Source organism: Paenibacillus sp. MAH-35, from assembly GCF_058135425.1.
Genome location: NZ_JBYUPU010000046.1, coordinates 17,925 through 34,951 on the forward strand (window position 1 = coordinate 17,925; position 17,027 = coordinate 34,951).

Consider the following 17,027-nt stretch of genomic DNA (forward strand, 5'->3'; position numbering starts at 1 on the left):
AGTAAGATATTTCCCGCTTACGCCTCCGAACGGAAGTCCGGCGGCACGCGTCTCGCTTCTCCCGAAGCAATCGCCGCTTCGATCACCCCGCGCCGCACTTTCGCTACGACGTCTTCATTAAAGATGCTCGGAATAATGTACTGGGCGTGCAGCTCACTCTCCGTGACGACCGAGGCGATCGCCTGCGCCGCCGCCAGCTTCATCGGCTCGTTGATCCGTCTGGCCCGGCAATCGAGCGCCCCCCGGAACAAGCCCGGAAATACGAGCACGTTATTGATCTGGTTCGGGTAATCGCTTCGTCCCGTAGCATAAACGGCCGCATGCGGCAGCGCCTCTTCCGGCACGATCTCCGGCACCGGGTTGGCCATCGCGAAGACGATCGGATCGCCTGCCATCCGCTGCACATCCTCGCCGCTCAGCACGCCGCCCCGCGATACGCCGATGAACACGTCGGCGCCGCCGATCAGATCGCGCAGCGAGCCGCCGGTATCCCCGACCTGCGGCTGCTCCGCGAGCCATTGCCACATCGGGTGATCGTAACTTCCCCCGCGGACGATCGCGCCTTCCTTGTCAACCGGGACAAGCCGTCTTACGCCCGCTTCCAGCAGCATCTTGCAGATGGACACTCCGGCCGCACCGATGCCGTTGACGACGACGCGGACGTCCCCGATCCGCTTGCCGGTCACCTTCAGCGCATTCAGGATGGCCGCGGTGACGACGACCGCAGTGCCGTGCTGGTCGTCGTGAAACACCGGGATGTCCAGCTCCTCGACAAGCCTTCTCTCGATCTCGAAGCAGCGCGGGGAGCTGATGTCCTCCAGATTGATGCCGCCGAATATCGGACTTACCGCTTTGATCGTCCGGATGATTTCCTCCGTATCGGTCGTGTCCAGGCAGATCGGGAACGCGTCCACGCCGGCAAACTGCTTGAACAGCATCGCCTTGCCTTCCATAACGGGAGCGGCGGCGTACGGGCCGATGTCGCCGAGACCGAGCACAGCGGTACCGTCGGTAATGACGGCGACCGTATTGCGCTTGATCGTCAGCGAAAACGCCTTGCCCGGACTCTCGTGGATGGCCGAGCACACTCTCGCGACGCCGGGCGTATAGACCCGGGACAAATCGTCCCGGTTTTTGATCGGCACGGTCGGCTGCGTCGTAATTTTGCCGCCCAGATGCATCAGAAACGTCCGGTCGGAGACGTTGATCAGCTTGACCCCTTCCAGCTCCTTCAGCGAATCGGCCAGCTGCTTGACTGACTGTTCCGCCATATCAACCGTAAGGTCGCGGATCGACACGTCCTTGCCGGAGCGGATGACGTCGATAAACGTAACATCTCCTCCGGCGTTGCCGATCGTTGAGGCTACCTGGCCGAAGTTCGCGATGCAGTGATCCAGCTCGATTCTAAAAATGATACTCGTTGACGACTTCATGGTCCCACTCTCCCTCTTGCTGCTAAACGAATCTCCGATTAAACCCCGGTACAGCTTTCTTGGGCTCCCCCTTCGGTAAGCTCCAAAAACAAACGCATATCCCGCATGGACAGTTCGGCCGCTTCCCGCCAGAACTCAGGCTGGGTCAGATCGGCGCCGAGATGCTTTTCCGCCAGGTTCTCAACCGTCATCCTGCCCGTATCCCGCAGCAACGCCGTGTACCGCTCCTCGAACGATTCCTTGTCGCGCTGCGCCGCCGCATACAGACCCGAAGCGAAAAGAAACCCGAACGTGTACGGGAAGTTATAAAACGGCACTGCCGTATTGTAAAAATGTCCCTTCGACGCCCAGAACCGGGGATGATAGTCCCCCAAAGCGCCGCAAAACGCCTCCTCCTGGGCGGCGATCATCAGCTCGTTCAGGCGGTCTGCCGTCACCAGCCCCGACTTCCGCTCCTCGTAAAAACGCGTTTCGAACAAAAACCGGGCGTGAATGTCCATAAAAAAAGTAACCGCCCGTCCCGCCTTCTCCTGAAGCAGCGCCAACTTGTATGCCGGCGTCTCAGCCTCCGCCAGCGCCGAGTCGCCGACGATCAGCTCGGCCAGCGTCGAAGCGGTCTCCGCCACGTTCATCGCATACTTTCGGGACATGGGCGGAAGCTCCATCATCGCCTGCTGGTGAAAGGCATGGCCGAGCTCGTGAGCAAGCGTCGACAGGCTCCCGCCACCGGAATACGTCAGAAACACCCGGCTCTGCCGGCTAAGTGGGAACGACGTACAAAATCCGCCGGGACGTTTGCCCGGCCGATTGTCCGCCTCGACCCAACCATCCGCGAACGCGCGAGCGGCAAAATCGCCCAGCTTTGGCGAAAATCGCCCGAACAGTCCGACGATTTTCTCCGCCGCCTCCTCATAGCCGATCGATTCGCCGTCTTCTGCCAGCGGAGCGTGCAAATCGTGCCAGGCCAGCTTCCGCACTCCGTTCAGCCGGGCGAGCCGGTCCAGATAAGCGGCGAGCGTTCCTTTGCAGTCCGAGACGGCGCCCCACATCGCCTTAAGCGTCGCTTCGCTCATCCGGTTTTGCTCCAGCGGCTCGCGCAGCGGATGATCCCAGCCCCGGTACTTGTACATCTGCCACCGGAAGCCGGCAATCCGGTTCAAAGCGTCGGCGCACAGATGCTCCCGCTCCTCCCAGGCCTGCTCCCACCGGCGGAACAGCTCGCTTCGCTTCACACGGTCCGGCTCCCGCAGCTTGCCCGCGTACTGGCCGACGGTCAGCAGCTCTTCCCTTCCGCCGGACATGTACGGAATCCGCATCTGCCTGACCGTCGTGTTGTACAGCGCTCTCCAGCCGTGATAACCGTCGACCGCGAGATCGTTCATAAGCGCCTCAAGCGCTGGGGCCGGCTTGTCTCTCGCCTGCTTCCGGTGTTCCTCCAGGTTGAAGGACGCCACACACCAAGGCTCACGCGAGAGCATCTCCCGAAACGTATCCTCGGATAAATCGGCCAGCTTGCCGTCGAACCGGTTCCATGCGGTTTTATACGCCGCCTGGATGCCGTCCATCCTGCTGCTGAGCCGAAGAGCGCCGCGATCGGCTTGATCTTGTGCCGACAGACAGCTGACGAATGCCCCCGCCTGCCTGACCCGCTCCTGCAGCTGCTGAAGCAGCTCCCACCAAAGCCCAAGCTCCCGCTCCTCCGGCACTGTGTGTCCGCTCAGTTCGTCAGCGAGCCTTGACACATCCGACTCCAGCAGCCCGAGAAACGAAGCAAATTCTGCCGAATCGCTCCCTCCCGGGTAGAACACGTCCAAATCCCAAGTTTGGCGCAGCGGCTTTTCCATGCTTCTTCCCTTCTTTCATAACGGATCGCCTATCCCCAGCGGAGCCGGAAGATAGGCGATCGGTATTGGATCTGCGGTTCAAAGCTACAGCATCAGGTTCCGCATATGACGGATCGTATATTGGATGCCTCTGTCGCCGAGCTCGCCCTTCCACGTACTGGAATGCGGCTCGATGCTCAGGCCTCCGTCGTAGCCGGATGCGTACAGTACCGCCATAAACGAACCCCAGTCCGTCTGATCGAGCCCGGCGGGCGGATCGTCGAACCGCTTCCCGTCGATCAGCAGCGAGCCTTTAATATGAACATGGTGGAACCGGCTGCCGAAATCCCGCATTTCCTTCAAATAATCTCTTCCCGCATACCGCGAATGGGAAGGATCGTATTTGATTCCGAGCCGCGGGAGTTGACCGAGCACCGCCGTCCAGCTCTCGGCGTTGTCTACGAAGTTGTTCCAGCCGCAGTTGTAGGCGCACACGCGCACGCCCTTCGGAGCCGCATAATCGATCAGCCTGCCGAAATAGTTGACGGCGGCGGAGCAATTGTCGAGAAACGACATGCCCTCGACCCGGTTGCAGCCGGTGACGAAGTGGCCGCAGCCCAGCTCGCTCGTTGCGTCGATCAGCTCGAAGCATTTATGAAGCTCGGCTTCGATAATTCCTCCGTCTGCATCGAGCCGATCGTGTCCCCACCTGCCGATCGAGCCGATTCCGATCCCGTACTGCTCGCTCCATCCTTTGATCGTTTCCGCCGAAGCAACGAATTCATCCGTCTCGGTATAATCGGAAGGGTTTTGCCGGTTCACATTAAACGTAAATTCGAGAAAATCCAGCTTCCATTCGGCAGCCGTGCGAAAGCTCGACTCCTGCTTGGGCGCGATCATGCCCAGCTTCATATCCGTTCCCCCTTGTACAAGCTGCCGGCTACTTGATGTCGTAAGCGTCGATTTTCGCCATGTACACCTTATCTTTGTTCTCGGCGTAATACTTCGTATAAAATTCGTCGACCTTCTGGCCGCCCGCTTTCTCCCACATCTCTTTCGCTTCCTTGACCGCCTGCTCCACCGTATAGCTCGGACCGCTGACGATCGCCTTCTGGAACAGATCGTCGTACTTGAAGCCGTTCGTGCTGATCAACTGCAGGTCCTTCGGAAGCGCCGGCATAAAGCCTACGTCCTTAAAGACCGGCCGGCTTTTCGACAGCCATACCTCTTTGCCTTTGGCATACAGATCGGCGAGCTCCTTCTGAACCGGATCGCTCAAATCGTAACTGCTGGACGGATCTCCGCACTTGCCGAGCAGCACCGTGTTGCCGAACAGCGTGTAATATTCGTAGTTCCAGTCCAGCTCTTTTTTGTTTTTCTCCAGATCGATCGGCTCCGGGCATCCGTTCTTGCCCATCTTCCAATGCTCGCCCTCGAAGCCGTACTTCAGCGTCCGCAGCGTGCTCTCAGAGATCAGCCAGTCGATGTATTTCATCACCGCCACCGGATCTTTGGCGTTCGCGTTGACAACGCCCACCGAGCCGGCCGGCGTATCGACCTGCGGGCTGAACTGGCCGAACGGTCCTTTCGGAAGCTCCAGTACGGCCACCTCGGAAGTCGGATTGTTTTTCTTGAACGTTTGATGCAGCGCCAGATTCGAAGTGATTTTGACCGAGGCGTATATGCCCAGCTTGCCGTTTACCCAGTCTTGCTGCGCCTTCGTGCCGCCTTTGTCGGTCAAATAGTCTTTGTCGACGATGCCCGCGTCGTAAATTTGCTTCTTGTACGCAAGCGCCGCTTCCGCCCGTTCGTAATCGTGGTACAGTTTGCCGTTTGCGTCAAAATGCCACGTGTCGCTGCCGAAAATCGCATTGATCACTTCGTTGCCGTTGCCGCTCAGGTTATAACCGAATGTATCCTTCTTGCCGTTGCCGTCCGGGTCCATTTCGGCGAACGCTTTCATCACCTTGAACAAATCGTCTGTCGTTTTCGGCATGTCCAGGTTCAGCTTTTTCAGCCAGTCCTGACGGATGACGACCGTCACGTTTTGCTGCAGACCGGTTACGCGGCCCATCTCGTAAATTTTGCCGTCGCTTTTGTAGCCCAGCTTCTTGAGCAGCGGATACTGCTTCATCAGCGCCTTGTAATTCGTGCTGTGCTTCTCGATTAGATCGTCCAGCGGAATAATCTGCTTGGAGGTGTACAGATCGTTGCGGTACGACGGCAAATAAGTCTGGATCAGATCGGGAGCCGTATTCGACGCGAACAGCGTATTCAGCTTAGCGGCTTCCCCGGTGCGCGGCACCGGAACGAATTCGACCTCGACCGGCGCGTTTTCGTTGATCCACTTCGTCCAGCGGTTATTGACATAATCGCCTTCCCCTTGCGGCACTTGTCCCCGGTCATATATCGTGACCGTAATTTTCGGCTTTTTCTCAGGCGCCTTCTCGCCCTCCTTGCCGGCAGCGGTTTCCTTGCCTCCCGAGCCGCCGCTCGAGCAGGCGGCCAGCAACGAGCCGGCGGCCAACGCTACGGCCAATGTAGTGACGCTTGCCTTTTTCCACGACTTCCTCTTCATTCGAATCTCTCCCCCGTCGTTATCATTCGCTTCTATTGCGATCGCTTGCCGGATAAGGCAAACGTTGAAGCTAACCTTTTATCGAGCCGATCAGCATGCCCTTGACGAAAAACTTCTGCAGAAACGGATATACGATTACCATCGGAATAACCATTGTCATAATGCCCGCCGCGCGAATCGACTGGGGCGTTATTTTGTTGATCGAATCGTCAGCGGTGCCCATGTTCATCTGATGATTGATTTCATTCAGCAATTGTTGGCTCTGAATCATGTTCTGCACCAAAACCGACAAATTATGCTTGGCCGAATCGTTGATGTACATCAGCACGCTGAAAAACGAGTTCCAGTGTCCCACTCCGTAAAAAAGCGACAGGGCGGCCAAAACCGGCAGCGACAAGGGAAGAAAAATACGTCCCAGCAGTCCCCATTCCGAGCATCCGTCGATCCGTGCGGCTTCGACCAATTCCTCCGGAATGTTCTCGAAAAACGACCGGAGAACGAGCAGATTCCACGCGCTGACGATGCCCGGCAGCCAAAGCGACCAATACGAGTCGAGCAGGCCCAGCGATTTCACGAGCAGGAAGTTCGGAATCAATCCGGCGCTGAACAGCATCGTAAATACAATCGCCATACTGAAAAAGCGGCGTCCGTAAAAATATTTCCGGGACAGCGGATAGCCGGCCATAATCGTGAAGATCATGTTCAGGATCGTCCCGATCACCGTAATGATGATACTGTTGTTAAACGACCGCACGATCGGCGTTCCTTCGACCAGCAGCTTATACGACTCCAGCGTGAACTGGACCGGCCAGAACGACACCTTGCCGGACATCACCGCATCGTTATCGCTAAGCGAAACCGCAAAAATATGGACGAGCGGCAGCAGGCACGACAGCGCTAGGACAGACAGGATCGTATAGGTAATGGCGTAAAATAGATGTTCCCCTCTGGTGGCTCTCACTAGTGTTCCTCCTACCAAATGCTCTCTCCGTACCGTCGCGCGATCCGGTTGGCGGTGATGACGAATATAAGGCCGATCAGCGATTCGAACAAGCCGAGCGCCGCGCCTACGCTGAACTGATTGCCGCGCAAGCCCATCTTGTAGTTCCACGTGCTGATGACCTCGGATATGCTGGATACCGCCGAATTTTGCAGCACATATACGTGGTCGAAGCCGACCTCCATCAGATTGCCCATGCTCAAAATAAACACGAGCACGATCGTAGAGCGGATGCCCGGGAGCGTAATATGCCACATCTGCCGCCACTTCGAGGCGCCGTCGATGCTGGCGGCTTCGTACAAATCGGGACTGATCGCGGACAGCGCCGCCAAATAAATGATCGCCCCCCAGCCCATCGACTTCCAGATGCCGGACCCCACATAAATCGCAATCCAGCTCAGCTCGTTATAAAGGAACGGATAGATCGAACCGGTAAGCTTCTCCAGCAGCAGGTTGATCGTCCCCGCCTGCTGGGCGAACAGCGTAACGATAATTCCGCCGATGATGACCCAGTTCAGGAAGTGCGGCAAATAAACAAGCGTCTGCACCGTCTTTTTGAACCACGCCTTGCGCACCTCGTTAATCAGGATCGCCAGCATGATTGGGAACGGAAATCCGACGATAATATTCAGCAGGCTGAGAATCAGCGTATTGCGGATAATCTCCAGCATCATCGGATTGTCGAACAGCAGCTTGAAGTTATCGATGCCGACCCACGGACTGCCGAGAATGCCGTCCCGGAAGCTGTAATCCTTGAAAGCAATTACAAGTCCCAGCATGGGAGCGTACTTAAATAGGACGAAGTACAAAATAATCGGCACGAACAAAATAAGCAGCGGGATGTTTTGCCGGAATCGTTTCTTTCTCTGCGACCGCAATCTCGCGCTCTCCGTCCGTTCCATCAGCCGGCCGCCCGTATGACCGGCCATTTGTTGATTCATGCAGTGGATCACCCCTCATTTGGAATCGTCGTTTACGAGAACAATCCCTAATCTACCTCCTTCCCGGGCTGCGCATCAATATACACGTTTCTTCCCCATATACGTAATTCTCATCGCAGTGAAACGCCTTGGCCGGACGGCCTTTCCGCCTCTTGGCGCCGCCCCCCCGGCAACAGAAAAAAGCCGCAAAAGACGTATCCGCTACTGCAGATACCGCACGATTCACGACTGTCATTCACAGGTATATACAACTTTCGCAGTGTATTCATTTTTCGCTTTTGCCCGGATTTTGGTGCTCGCTGCGGAATAATCCCGGCGTTATCGACGTAATTTTTTTGAACATGCGGATAAACGATAATGCATGCAAATAGCCGACCTTGACCGAGATCGTCTGAACCGGCTCGTCCGTCTCGACGAGCAGTCGCTTCGCCTCCTGCACGCGGAGCTTGGCCAGAAATTCGGTGAACTTCTCGCCGAACTCCTCCTTGAACAGACGGCTGAAATATTTCGGGCTTAACTCGAAATGCTCGCTGATATGATCGAGCGATAGGTCCGGGTTCGCATAATTTTGCTCCAGATACAGCTTGATTTCCTGAATAAGCTTGTGATTGTGCCGTTGCTGCCGCATCGCAAGAAATCGCCCAGCGGCGTCAGACAACACGCGCTGCAGCTCGAGCTCGACGTCTTCCAGCAGCTCGAAGCGGGCGCTCCCCGCCAGCAGCTGCGGCTGGGCCGTCTCCCTCCAGACGAGCTGCACGTCCGCGGGCAAATCCATCATTTCTTTCTCCAGACAAAAATTCATGTAGTTCATCACGTGTAAGATATCGTCCCGCGGGAAGCTGCCTTCGCGCAGAATATCGAAAATCCGGCGGTACATCTCCTTCCAGGACTCCTCGTTCAACCGGAACGACTGGGCGAGCGCCCGCGCCGTCTGGAGGATCAGGTCCATCCCGTTGCGACGCGCCGGTATGCAGTCCGCCGCCGAAATGATCTTGTCGTTGCCGAGCACCGGCTTGAATTTCAGCGCCTGCATCGCTTCCTCGTAAGACAGGGACAGCTCCCCGATCTCCTCCACCCGGTCTCCGATGCCGAATGTAACGGTCATCCGCAGGTTCGCCTTGACCCATTCCCGCGCCCGTTCGCACAGCTCCGGCACCCGCGCCGCCTGCTCGGAAGCGCCGCCCGGAATGAGGAAGATGACGGCCAGATGGCGGTTCGACATCCATTCCGACGCGACAGTGACCGATTCGCTTTCGGCAATCTCCTTGATGACGGCGGACAGGCCGTATTTCAGCAGCAGCTGGTCTCTGTGCGAATACGTATCCGAAAACGCCGAATACCTGTCGATTTCCGCAACCGCCGTCATCAGGCTGCCGAAACCCGAGCGTAGACCGAACCGCGCCATCTCCTTGTTCCATTCGTCCAGACTGACCGGACGTTCGCCGGACAGCAGCTCTTCGAAAAAAATCTGTTTCCGGTACGCCAGATCCTCGTATTGCCTCTGCTTGAAATGGTCGGACTGCTCGATCAGATCGTCAAGGGCCGTGGAGATCCGCTTGAACTCGTCAAACCTGCCCTCGCCGGGACGGGCGTCCGAAGCAAGCGCGGGAGAGGCGCTGATCCGCTCGAGAATAAGCTCGATCGGCTTGTAGTTGCGCCTGGATACGTAGAAGATCGCCGCCGCTCCGAACAGGATGGAGCCGAAAGCGAGCCACGCCCAAACGTTGGAGACGAGTGAAGCGAAGCTGAAAAACGGGATGCTTTTATAGCCGCTGCGCAGCTCCCATCCGGTCAAATCCGATACCGCTGTGGACAGCACCGGATCGCCTTTCCCTTTCCCTTCCGCTTCCGCGTTGCCGGCAAACTGCAGCCGCTTGTCGAAAAACCGGGTCCCCTCCCGGTCGTACAGCTCCATGAAGCTTTTCCGGCCGCCTGTCATCTCATCGACTCTTTTCTGAAGCAGGGAGGCGTTGACATTAATAACGATGACGCCGGAATCGCCGCTTAATATCGGGTACCGCCGCACCAGCGATACGACCTTGACCGGTTCGGTCACGGCCGGTTCGGATAACACTTCCCGGATATTCGTCCAATTCGCCGCCGTTTTGTCGGTAAACGCTTCTTGAACGAACTCCTTTTCCGCAAATTCGTCTGCGTCGACCATCATCTTGTTCGTCAAGACGCGGCGGTCGTAGTCTCTGTACAGATATATATTGTGAATCAAATCGTTGGACAGTGTCATACCGCTGAGCAGCGAAGAAACTTTGGCGTGAACGATCGGCGAAGGGGCGGCGGTCTCGATAAAAAACTGCTGCAGATCTTCGTTGATCCGAAACTCCTTCATCACCATTTCGTGAACGGAGCGCAGCGAATAGTCGACGGATTGCAGCGCTTGCTCCGCCGCAGCCTGATTCGCTTTTACCGCCTGGCTTCTTACCTGGTCGCTGAGTACGAGAAAAAAAATAAACACCAGGACGGAGTTAATAAAAATAAAGATCGGCAGATAGGAAACGAGGAAACGATTAAACCAATGTTTCTTCATGGAGCCTCCGAGAACGTGTTATGAAAATCGGCAAAAAATCGTCCGTACATCATTATACTGCATCCCGGAGGAATCGGGCGAGCATTATCGAAACTGGCGAAGCTACGGCTCCCCCTCCTTCCCATAACGGGCGCTTCCTGCTATGATGGGTACGGCCGGAGGCTTGTGCCGAGGCTACCAGATTACGATAAAAGAGTGAGAATAATGTTGAAAGAAACGAAGTCCATTCTGATCATCGCCCATCATCGCGCCGTTCTGGTCAAGCTGGCCGAGCAGCTGCTCGAAATCGGATTTGACGAGCTGTTTCATATCGAGACGCGCACGATCGACGAGATCGATCATGCCTGCGTCAGCCGGTTCGCTCTCGTGCTTTTGACAAGCCAAACGACGTATATGAAGGTGAAGCCGTTTTTCTCGGCCGACACTTCATACCTGATCGCGAGAAGGGTGATCAACTTCTCGAATATTCGCGAAGTGCTGAGCATACCGCCGCAGACGAGCGTATACCTCGTCAATAATACGAGAGACGCCGCCGAGGATACGATCCGCAATCTGCTCGAGATGGGCGTCTCGCTCCGGTTTATTCCGTATTATCCCGGACAAGCCGCCAGGCCGGACATCACCATAGCGGTGACCCCGGGGGAGACGGATTACGTCCCGGATCACGTCGAGACGGTGATCGACATCGGCGACCGGCTGATCGAGCTGTCGACACTGTTCGAAATTTTTCATTTTTTCCGCATATCGCCGCAATTCAAAAACGATCTTCTGTCGATGAGGTACATGCAATCGCTCTTCCGCATGGTTCGCGAGCTAAGCGAGGAGATGATGCATTCGGAGCGGTTGCAGCGCAAGCTGGAATGGGTCGTGAACAGCATCGACGATGCGGTTGTGATCTACTCGCAGGACGAGAAGGTTCAAACGGCGAACGAGAAGGCTCGGCAGCTGCTTCACGCTCCGCTGCTCCAAGTCTCCGGCGCGCCGCTCCGGGAATGGGCCGGACAAGCTTTTTACGACGCCGTCCGGCTGCTCGATTCCGGTCGCGACTTGTTCCGCGACGTCGACGGAACCGCATATTACATTCGCAAAACAAGCATGAACGTCGATGCCGATACCGCCGTCTGGCTGCTCGTATTCCGCAAGGTCGAGGACATTCGCCATATCGAGCATGAATATCGTTCCAACCTGAAGAAAAGCAGCTTTACCGCCAAATATCAGTTCGACGACATCCTGACGGAAAGCCCGTCGCTTCTCCATACGGTCCGGATCGCCCGCAAGCTGGCGTTAAGCCATTCCACCGTGCTGCTTCTGGGTGAAACCGGGACCGGCAAGGAAGTGTTCGCCCAGGCGCTGCACAACGCTTCGCCCCGCAAGCATCAGCCATTTGTCGGAATCAACTTCGCCGCATTGTCCGAAAGTCTTCTGGAGAGCGAGTTGTTCGGTTACGAAAGCGGAGCGTTCACGGGTGCGAAAAAAAGCGGGCATATCGGGGTATTCGAGCAGGCCCATCTGGGTACGCTGTTTCTGGACGAGATCGGCGACGCTTCACCCTCTATTCAAAACCGTCTGCTTCGCGCCCTGCAGGAACGACAGATTATGAAGGTAGGAGGAGAGCGTCTGCTTACGATCGATACGCGGGTGATTGCGGCGACGAATCAGGTGCTGGAGCAATTGATGGAGCAGGGGAAATTCCGCCGCGACCTGTATCACCGGTTAAACGTGCTGCCGATCCGCCTGCCGCCGCTGCGCGAGAGGCGCGAGGACATTGTGCCGCTGGCACAGCGATTTCTCCGTGAGTTTCAGCTCCGGCTGAACGCGCCTCCGCTGCACGTCTCCAAAGCCGTCAGGCAGGCGCTGATCGACTACGACTGGCCGGGCAATATCCGCGAGCTTCGCAATGTGATCGAATATGCGGTCCATGTATGCGAAGGAACGATATATTTGGACGATCTGCCCTTCTATTCTACCGGTCATGCGGCGGCGGCCGATGACGCGGCGCTGGAGGCGGAACGCCCGGAAAGCTTGGCCCGTGATTGGGCGAGCAAAGGTTTTCTGGACGAGATGCTGCTTATCCTAGAGAACCTCGCCGCAAGTCCGAACGGCACCGCGGGACGACCATCCCTTCTGGCTCGTCTGAGCGGACGGTTGTCGCTATCCGACCCTCAGCTCCGATACAGGCTCAAGCTGCTTGCCGGCAGCGAGCTGATAACGAGCGGACGCGGACGCAGCGGTGCGAGGATTACGACCAAGGGGCAGCGGTTCCTCGGCTACTGCCTCTCTTCCGGACCGTCGCCGTAATCGGCGTTCGCCAGCTCATAGATCGCCCGCGCGTAGATGGCGGTCGCCTTGAACAGATCGTCCAGCTCGATATACTCATCCTTTTGGTGCGCAGTCCCTTCCTTCCCCGGAAACATCGCCCCGAACGCGACGCAGCTGCCCATCAGGCCGGCGTATGTCGCTCCTCCGATCGAGAGCAGCGTCGGCTCCTGCCCCGTCTCGCCTTCATATACCCGCTGGAGGGTCCGGATCAGCGGGTGGCTCGCCTCGATGTAATGCGGCTTCTTGCTGCCGATGCTCGTTATGCTCATGCCGGATACGGCTGCCGCCGCTTCAAGCCCTGCGATTGCTGCCGGGAAGTCGGTCGTTACCGGACAGCGGATATTGAGCGAGACGGAGCCTCCTTTGCCGTGTTCGTATCGGAGGACGCCCGCATTTACGGTAAGCGGACCGGAGATGTCGTCCTTGTAGGCAATGCCCAGCTTCTCGCCGTAGCAGTCGCCGGCCAGCTTGCCGTCCAGAAACGCGATATACGCAGCCCCTGCCGCATCCAGCTCATATCCGCGCAGAAACTGCGCCATGACGAGAGCGGCGTTAAGCCCTTTCATCGGATAAGCCCCATGCGCCGACTTGCCGTAAATAGCCAATACCGCGCGATCGGCGTCCTCATCCAAGTCCCATTCGCAAGGCAAACGGAGTGTTTCCCCATATTGCCTAAAATCGGCGATTAGCCGATCCAGCAGCGGGCGGGGAGCACTCACCCGGGCTACCGCTTTGTCCGGCACCATATTCACGCGCTCTCCCGCTTCGAACGAAGCGAGGAGGTATGCCGGAGCATGCCGCTCCTCCCCCGCCGCAGTCAAGTCGAGAGTGAAGACGGGATTCAGCTGTCCTTTCTCCGCATGAATGATCGGAAAACCGGCATCGGGCGAAAACGCGGCGACCGGAAGCCGCTCCTCCTCCACATATTTACGTACGCAAGCCATCCCGCTTTCCTCGTCCGTTCCGAATATGAGCCGCACATTATGTTTTAACGGCAAGCCCGATTCCTGAACGATCTTCAGCGCGTAATAAGCGGCGATCGTCGGCCCTTTGTCGTCGATCGCTCCCCGGGCGTACAGCTTGCCGTCCACGATCGCCGGTTCGAACGGAGGATGGGTCCAATCGCCGGTGGCGGGAACGACGTCCAGATGGCACAACACCCCGATGTAGTCTTCACCGCGGCTTTCCCCATACGCCGCATATCCCGCATAACCATCCAGATTGCGCGTCCGGAAACCGGAGCTTTCCGCCTGCTCCAGCATCCAGCCTAGAGCTTGTGCGATTCCTGCTCCCATCGGCTGACCCGGTCTTTGGGTTGCGGGATCTTTCACGCTTGGTATGCGGAGCAGCGAACATAAATCTTCAAGTAAAGCTTCCTTTCTCTTTAACACTTCCCTATACCAATCCACTTGTATCCCCCCGTTACTTCGGATGAATTCCGCTCAATAAAAAAAGCATGCAATAATCGTGCCAATCAAAGCATATGGACAGACGACCGGCATTATCGTTAATTGGTTATCTTAAATAATAATTCCGTACACTTTGCACCGTTATTGGACTAGCCAATTAATCGAATAACACGTCCGACATAAGTGCAGCATCCGGAAATTCTGCTTTGATTCCGATCGAAACCAGCCGTTGTCTCAATCGCTCGTTGAACATTCCCTCCATTGGCACGGTTATTGCTTTCTCATAGTTAAGGCAGCACAACATCGCCAGACGGTCCGGCCTGCAAGCCTCATCCCTGCCGGAGCCAATTATTCCCTGAAGGAGTCAACACCGATGAAACCTCTAATAGGCATTACATCCAACCGCACAACAGATCCAAGCCGTCAAGCGAATCAAGGACTCGCCCTCTCCGATCAAACGATCCAGCACGTAGCGGACGACTATGTAAAAGCGATCGAGCGTGCAGGCGGCATTCCTGTTATTATCCCCGTATACGAGCAGTCCGGCAACTACTCGAAACTGCTTCGCTCGCTCGACGGTCTTCTGTTTACCGGAGGCTCGGATATCGACCCCAGCTATTACAACGCAAAGCGCAGCGACAAAATCGGCGCGGTCGATGCCGGGCGCGACCGTCATGAGCTCGCCTTGATCGGCGAAGCGCTGCGGTCGACGACGATCCCGGTTCTCGCCATATGCCGCGGCTGCCAGCTCCTGAACGTAGCCGGAGGCGGCACGCTGTACCAGGACCTCCCCTCCGAGCGGGAAGGCAGCGCGAACCACAGCTACGCCGGATTATCCCCGAAGCATGAAGCCGTTCAGCAGGTGATGATCGAAAAGGAAACGAAGCTGTGCGCTATCGTCGGAACCGACCGGATGGCCGTCAACAGCTTCCATCATCAGGCGGCGAAAACGGTTGGTCCGCAGTTCTTCGTCACGGCGACCGCCGGCGACGGAACGATCGAGGGAATCGAGATGAAGGGGGACCGTTTCGTTCTTGGCGTCCAGTGGCACCCCGAGCTGATGCATGATACCGATGCGGCGGCGGCCGCGCTGTTCGAGGCGTTCGTTGGCCGATGCGCCGCTTCCGTTCGAGCCGTGTGAAGAGCGGCCTGCCGTTCATAAGTTCCTTCCATTAAACCGCACGTCAAGCGGGGGAGATTTCCTCTCCCCCGCTTGCTGCACACTCGGAATGTGTAATTCGGGCTGCGGCTCTTCCTAAAACCCTCGACATGATGCAACGAGATACCGCCATTTTGAAACGACGGTTATTCACAATATTGAAAGGAAGGCGATACCGACCCTATTCAGATGTCCTTGCTAATAAGTCTTACCGTAAATCGTTCTTATAAATCCCTTTTTTCAGCATGTCCGTATATTCCTCGAACTCTCGGATTATGTTCGGCAATTCCGAAAGTCCCCGATCCGGATAATGTTTGAATTGTTCCATGAATCGGTGCGTAAGTTGGTCTAGTACGGAATGAATCAGCTGAACCACCTTCTCCCGCTCAAATTCGGGCGAGAATGCGGAATAATCGGCATCCTCCAAGAAAGTAGCGACGTATCGTGCCTGCATGCGCCGTTGCCGTATAACGATCTCCTCACCCAGCTCTTCCGGCACTTCCCGGAACACATCGGAAACCAGCTTGTAGATCATCGGATATTCCACGAACATTTTCACCTTCGCCTTGCTAAGGGCTAAGTAACGGGCCAATAGTTCCGGCGGCAGCTCCTTCCTTTCGTTTTCCAAGTACTGGTCGAACACATCCAGAGACTGGTCCAGCACCGTGAGCATCAGCTGCTTTTTGCTTCCGAAATAATGAAATAGGATACCTTTGGACGTATCGGCCGCTTTTACAATTCGATTGGTAGATGCATTTCGATAGCCGTGTTCGCTGAATTCAGCGAGCGCGCACTTGAGTACCAACTGTTCTTTAGCTTCGATGATCGATCCCCCCTGAATGAAGTCCGGTCATCCGTGCGCTGGTCTCCCATAATTTTCTCCAAACGGTTTCATCATAGGATTTCTTGGAGGAAGACACAACCTTATTTTTCTCGGAATAATAGTTGCCGGTTACTCCGACTAACGCCGGTTCGGCGGCAAGGTAAGCATACGTTTCCGCCATCGTATCGGGCTCAATCGAAAAGCTGCGTTTCAGCCGGTAAACAGCTTGTAACCATCCGGCCACATACTCGGCGTGTCTTCCCTCATCAATCTTGACGCTTGGCACGCGTATGCAGTTTACGGTAACACCGGACTCCTTAAGCTTCCGGGCCAGATCGTAGGTAAACATAAGCTGCGCCAGTTTGGAATGATAGTAAGCGTGAGTCGGAGAAAACTTCTTCTCTCCGTTCAGATTATCAAATTCGATTGTAAGTCCAGGGAACGTCAGAAGCCCCTTGGAAGCAATCGTAATAATCCGGCTAGGGGCGGTTCGCTTGAGCATGTCGAGCAGTAAATGTGTTAGCAGAAATGGCGCCAGATGATTGGTTGCAAAAATCGTTTCCACTCCGTCGTCCGTAATCCGGGGCTTCTTTAAGGTCAGGTCGAAGTTGGCGGCGTTATGGATTAAAACGTCAAGTCTCCGATAATGGGTCCGGACCTCATCCGCGAGAATCCGCACGCTTCTTTGCGACGACATATCGGCTTGCAGCAGTTTTACCTTGACGTTGCCCGTGTCGCGTCTAATTTCTTCGACCGCTGCCGCTCCGCTTACGGCATTCCGGCATACGACAATGACTTCCGATCCGAGCGCGGCCAGCCGTTTAGCCGCCCGTTTCCCGATCCCCGCGTTGGCTCCGGTAATAAGCGACACTTTCCCCGTCATATCCCAGCCCGCTTTATTCATAACTTCACTCTTTCTTTGCATTTTTGACCAACTGGTCAATGTTGTTTTATTCTTAATATATCGCCATTTGACCAGGTGGTCAATAATTGGTTACTC

The 17,027-nt window shown here is 56.3% G+C and carries 12 protein-coding genes; 2 read left to right on the plus strand and 10 right to left on the minus strand.

Translation table 11 applies throughout. The annotated features are described in order from the left end of the window. Positions 1-17: 17 nt before the first annotated feature. The 7 genes from AC3Y2E_RS29700 to AC3Y2E_RS29730 all read right to left on the minus strand — a co-directional run bounded on the left by AC3Y2E_RS29700 (position 18) and on the right by AC3Y2E_RS29730 (position 10,317). Complete coding sequence (locus tag AC3Y2E_RS29700; protein ID WP_379216933.1) at positions 18-1,433, minus strand: NAD-dependent malic enzyme; 1,416 nt, start codon at positions 1,431-1,433, stop codon at positions 18-20. A 38-nt stretch (positions 1,434-1,471) separates the two neighbouring features. Then, entirely contained in the window at positions 1,472-3,277 is a 1,806-nt protein-coding gene (locus tag AC3Y2E_RS29705) for a M3 family oligoendopeptidase (protein WP_379216934.1), read from the minus strand. A gap of 84 nt (positions 3,278-3,361) precedes the next feature. After that, positions 3,362-4,168 (minus strand): sugar phosphate isomerase/epimerase family protein, encoded by an 807-nt coding sequence (locus AC3Y2E_RS29710; RefSeq protein ID WP_379216935.1) that lies wholly within the window; start codon positions 4,166-4,168, stop codon positions 3,362-3,364. A gap of 28 nt (positions 4,169-4,196) precedes the next feature. After that, positions 4,197-5,834: an extracellular solute-binding protein gene (locus AC3Y2E_RS29715; protein ID WP_379216936.1), complete on the minus strand. Its 1,638-nt coding sequence runs from the start codon at positions 5,832-5,834 to the stop codon at positions 4,197-4,199. Between the two features lie 70 nt (positions 5,835-5,904). Beyond that, complete coding sequence (locus AC3Y2E_RS29720) at positions 5,905-6,795, minus strand: carbohydrate ABC transporter permease (RefSeq protein WP_379216937.1); 891 nt, start codon at positions 6,793-6,795, stop codon at positions 5,905-5,907. An 11-nt stretch (positions 6,796-6,806) separates the two neighbouring features. Next, the gene (locus AC3Y2E_RS29725) at positions 6,807-7,736 is read right to left on the minus strand and encodes an ABC transporter permease (protein WP_379216961.1); all 930 of its coding nucleotides are present in this window, start codon (positions 7,734-7,736) and stop codon (positions 6,807-6,809) included. Between the two features lie 304 nt (positions 7,737-8,040). Beyond that, the gene (locus AC3Y2E_RS29730) at positions 8,041-10,317 is read right to left on the minus strand and encodes a helix-turn-helix domain-containing protein (RefSeq protein WP_379216938.1); all 2,277 of its coding nucleotides are present in this window, start codon (positions 10,315-10,317) and stop codon (positions 8,041-8,043) included. 204 nt (positions 10,318-10,521) lie between these two features. Here AC3Y2E_RS29730 and AC3Y2E_RS29735 point away from each other — a divergent pair, with 204 nt between their 5' ends. Next, positions 10,522-12,615 carry a sigma-54 interaction domain-containing protein gene (locus tag AC3Y2E_RS29735; RefSeq protein ID WP_379216939.1) on the plus strand — a complete coding sequence of 698 codons (2,094 nt, stop codon included), beginning with the start codon at positions 10,522-10,524 and terminating at the stop codon, positions 12,613-12,615. On the opposite strand, the gene pepV is transcribed toward AC3Y2E_RS29735, so the two are convergent. Further along, positions 12,585-14,045, minus strand: a complete 1,461-nt coding sequence (gene pepV, locus AC3Y2E_RS29740; RefSeq protein WP_379216940.1) for a dipeptidase PepV — start codon at positions 14,043-14,045, stop codon at positions 12,585-12,587. The genes AC3Y2E_RS29735 and pepV overlap by 31 nt on opposite strands. A 373-nt stretch (positions 14,046-14,418) precedes the next feature. Between pepV and AC3Y2E_RS29745 the strand changes: the two genes are divergently transcribed. Then, positions 14,419-15,186, plus strand: a complete 768-nt coding sequence (locus AC3Y2E_RS29745) for a gamma-glutamyl-gamma-aminobutyrate hydrolase family protein (protein WP_379216941.1) — start codon at positions 14,419-14,421, stop codon at positions 15,184-15,186. Between the two features lie 226 nt (positions 15,187-15,412). Here AC3Y2E_RS29745 and AC3Y2E_RS29750 read toward each other — a convergent pair whose 3' ends face one another. Continuing rightward, the gene (locus AC3Y2E_RS29750; protein ID WP_379216942.1) at positions 15,413-16,009 is read right to left on the minus strand and encodes a TetR/AcrR family transcriptional regulator; all 597 of its coding nucleotides are present in this window, start codon (positions 16,007-16,009) and stop codon (positions 15,413-15,415) included. Between the two features lie 7 nt (positions 16,010-16,016). After that, the gene (locus tag AC3Y2E_RS29755; RefSeq protein ID WP_379216943.1) at positions 16,017-16,931 is read right to left on the minus strand and encodes an SDR family NAD(P)-dependent oxidoreductase; all 915 of its coding nucleotides are present in this window, start codon (positions 16,929-16,931) and stop codon (positions 16,017-16,019) included. Between the last annotated feature and the right edge of the window lie 96 nt (positions 16,932-17,027).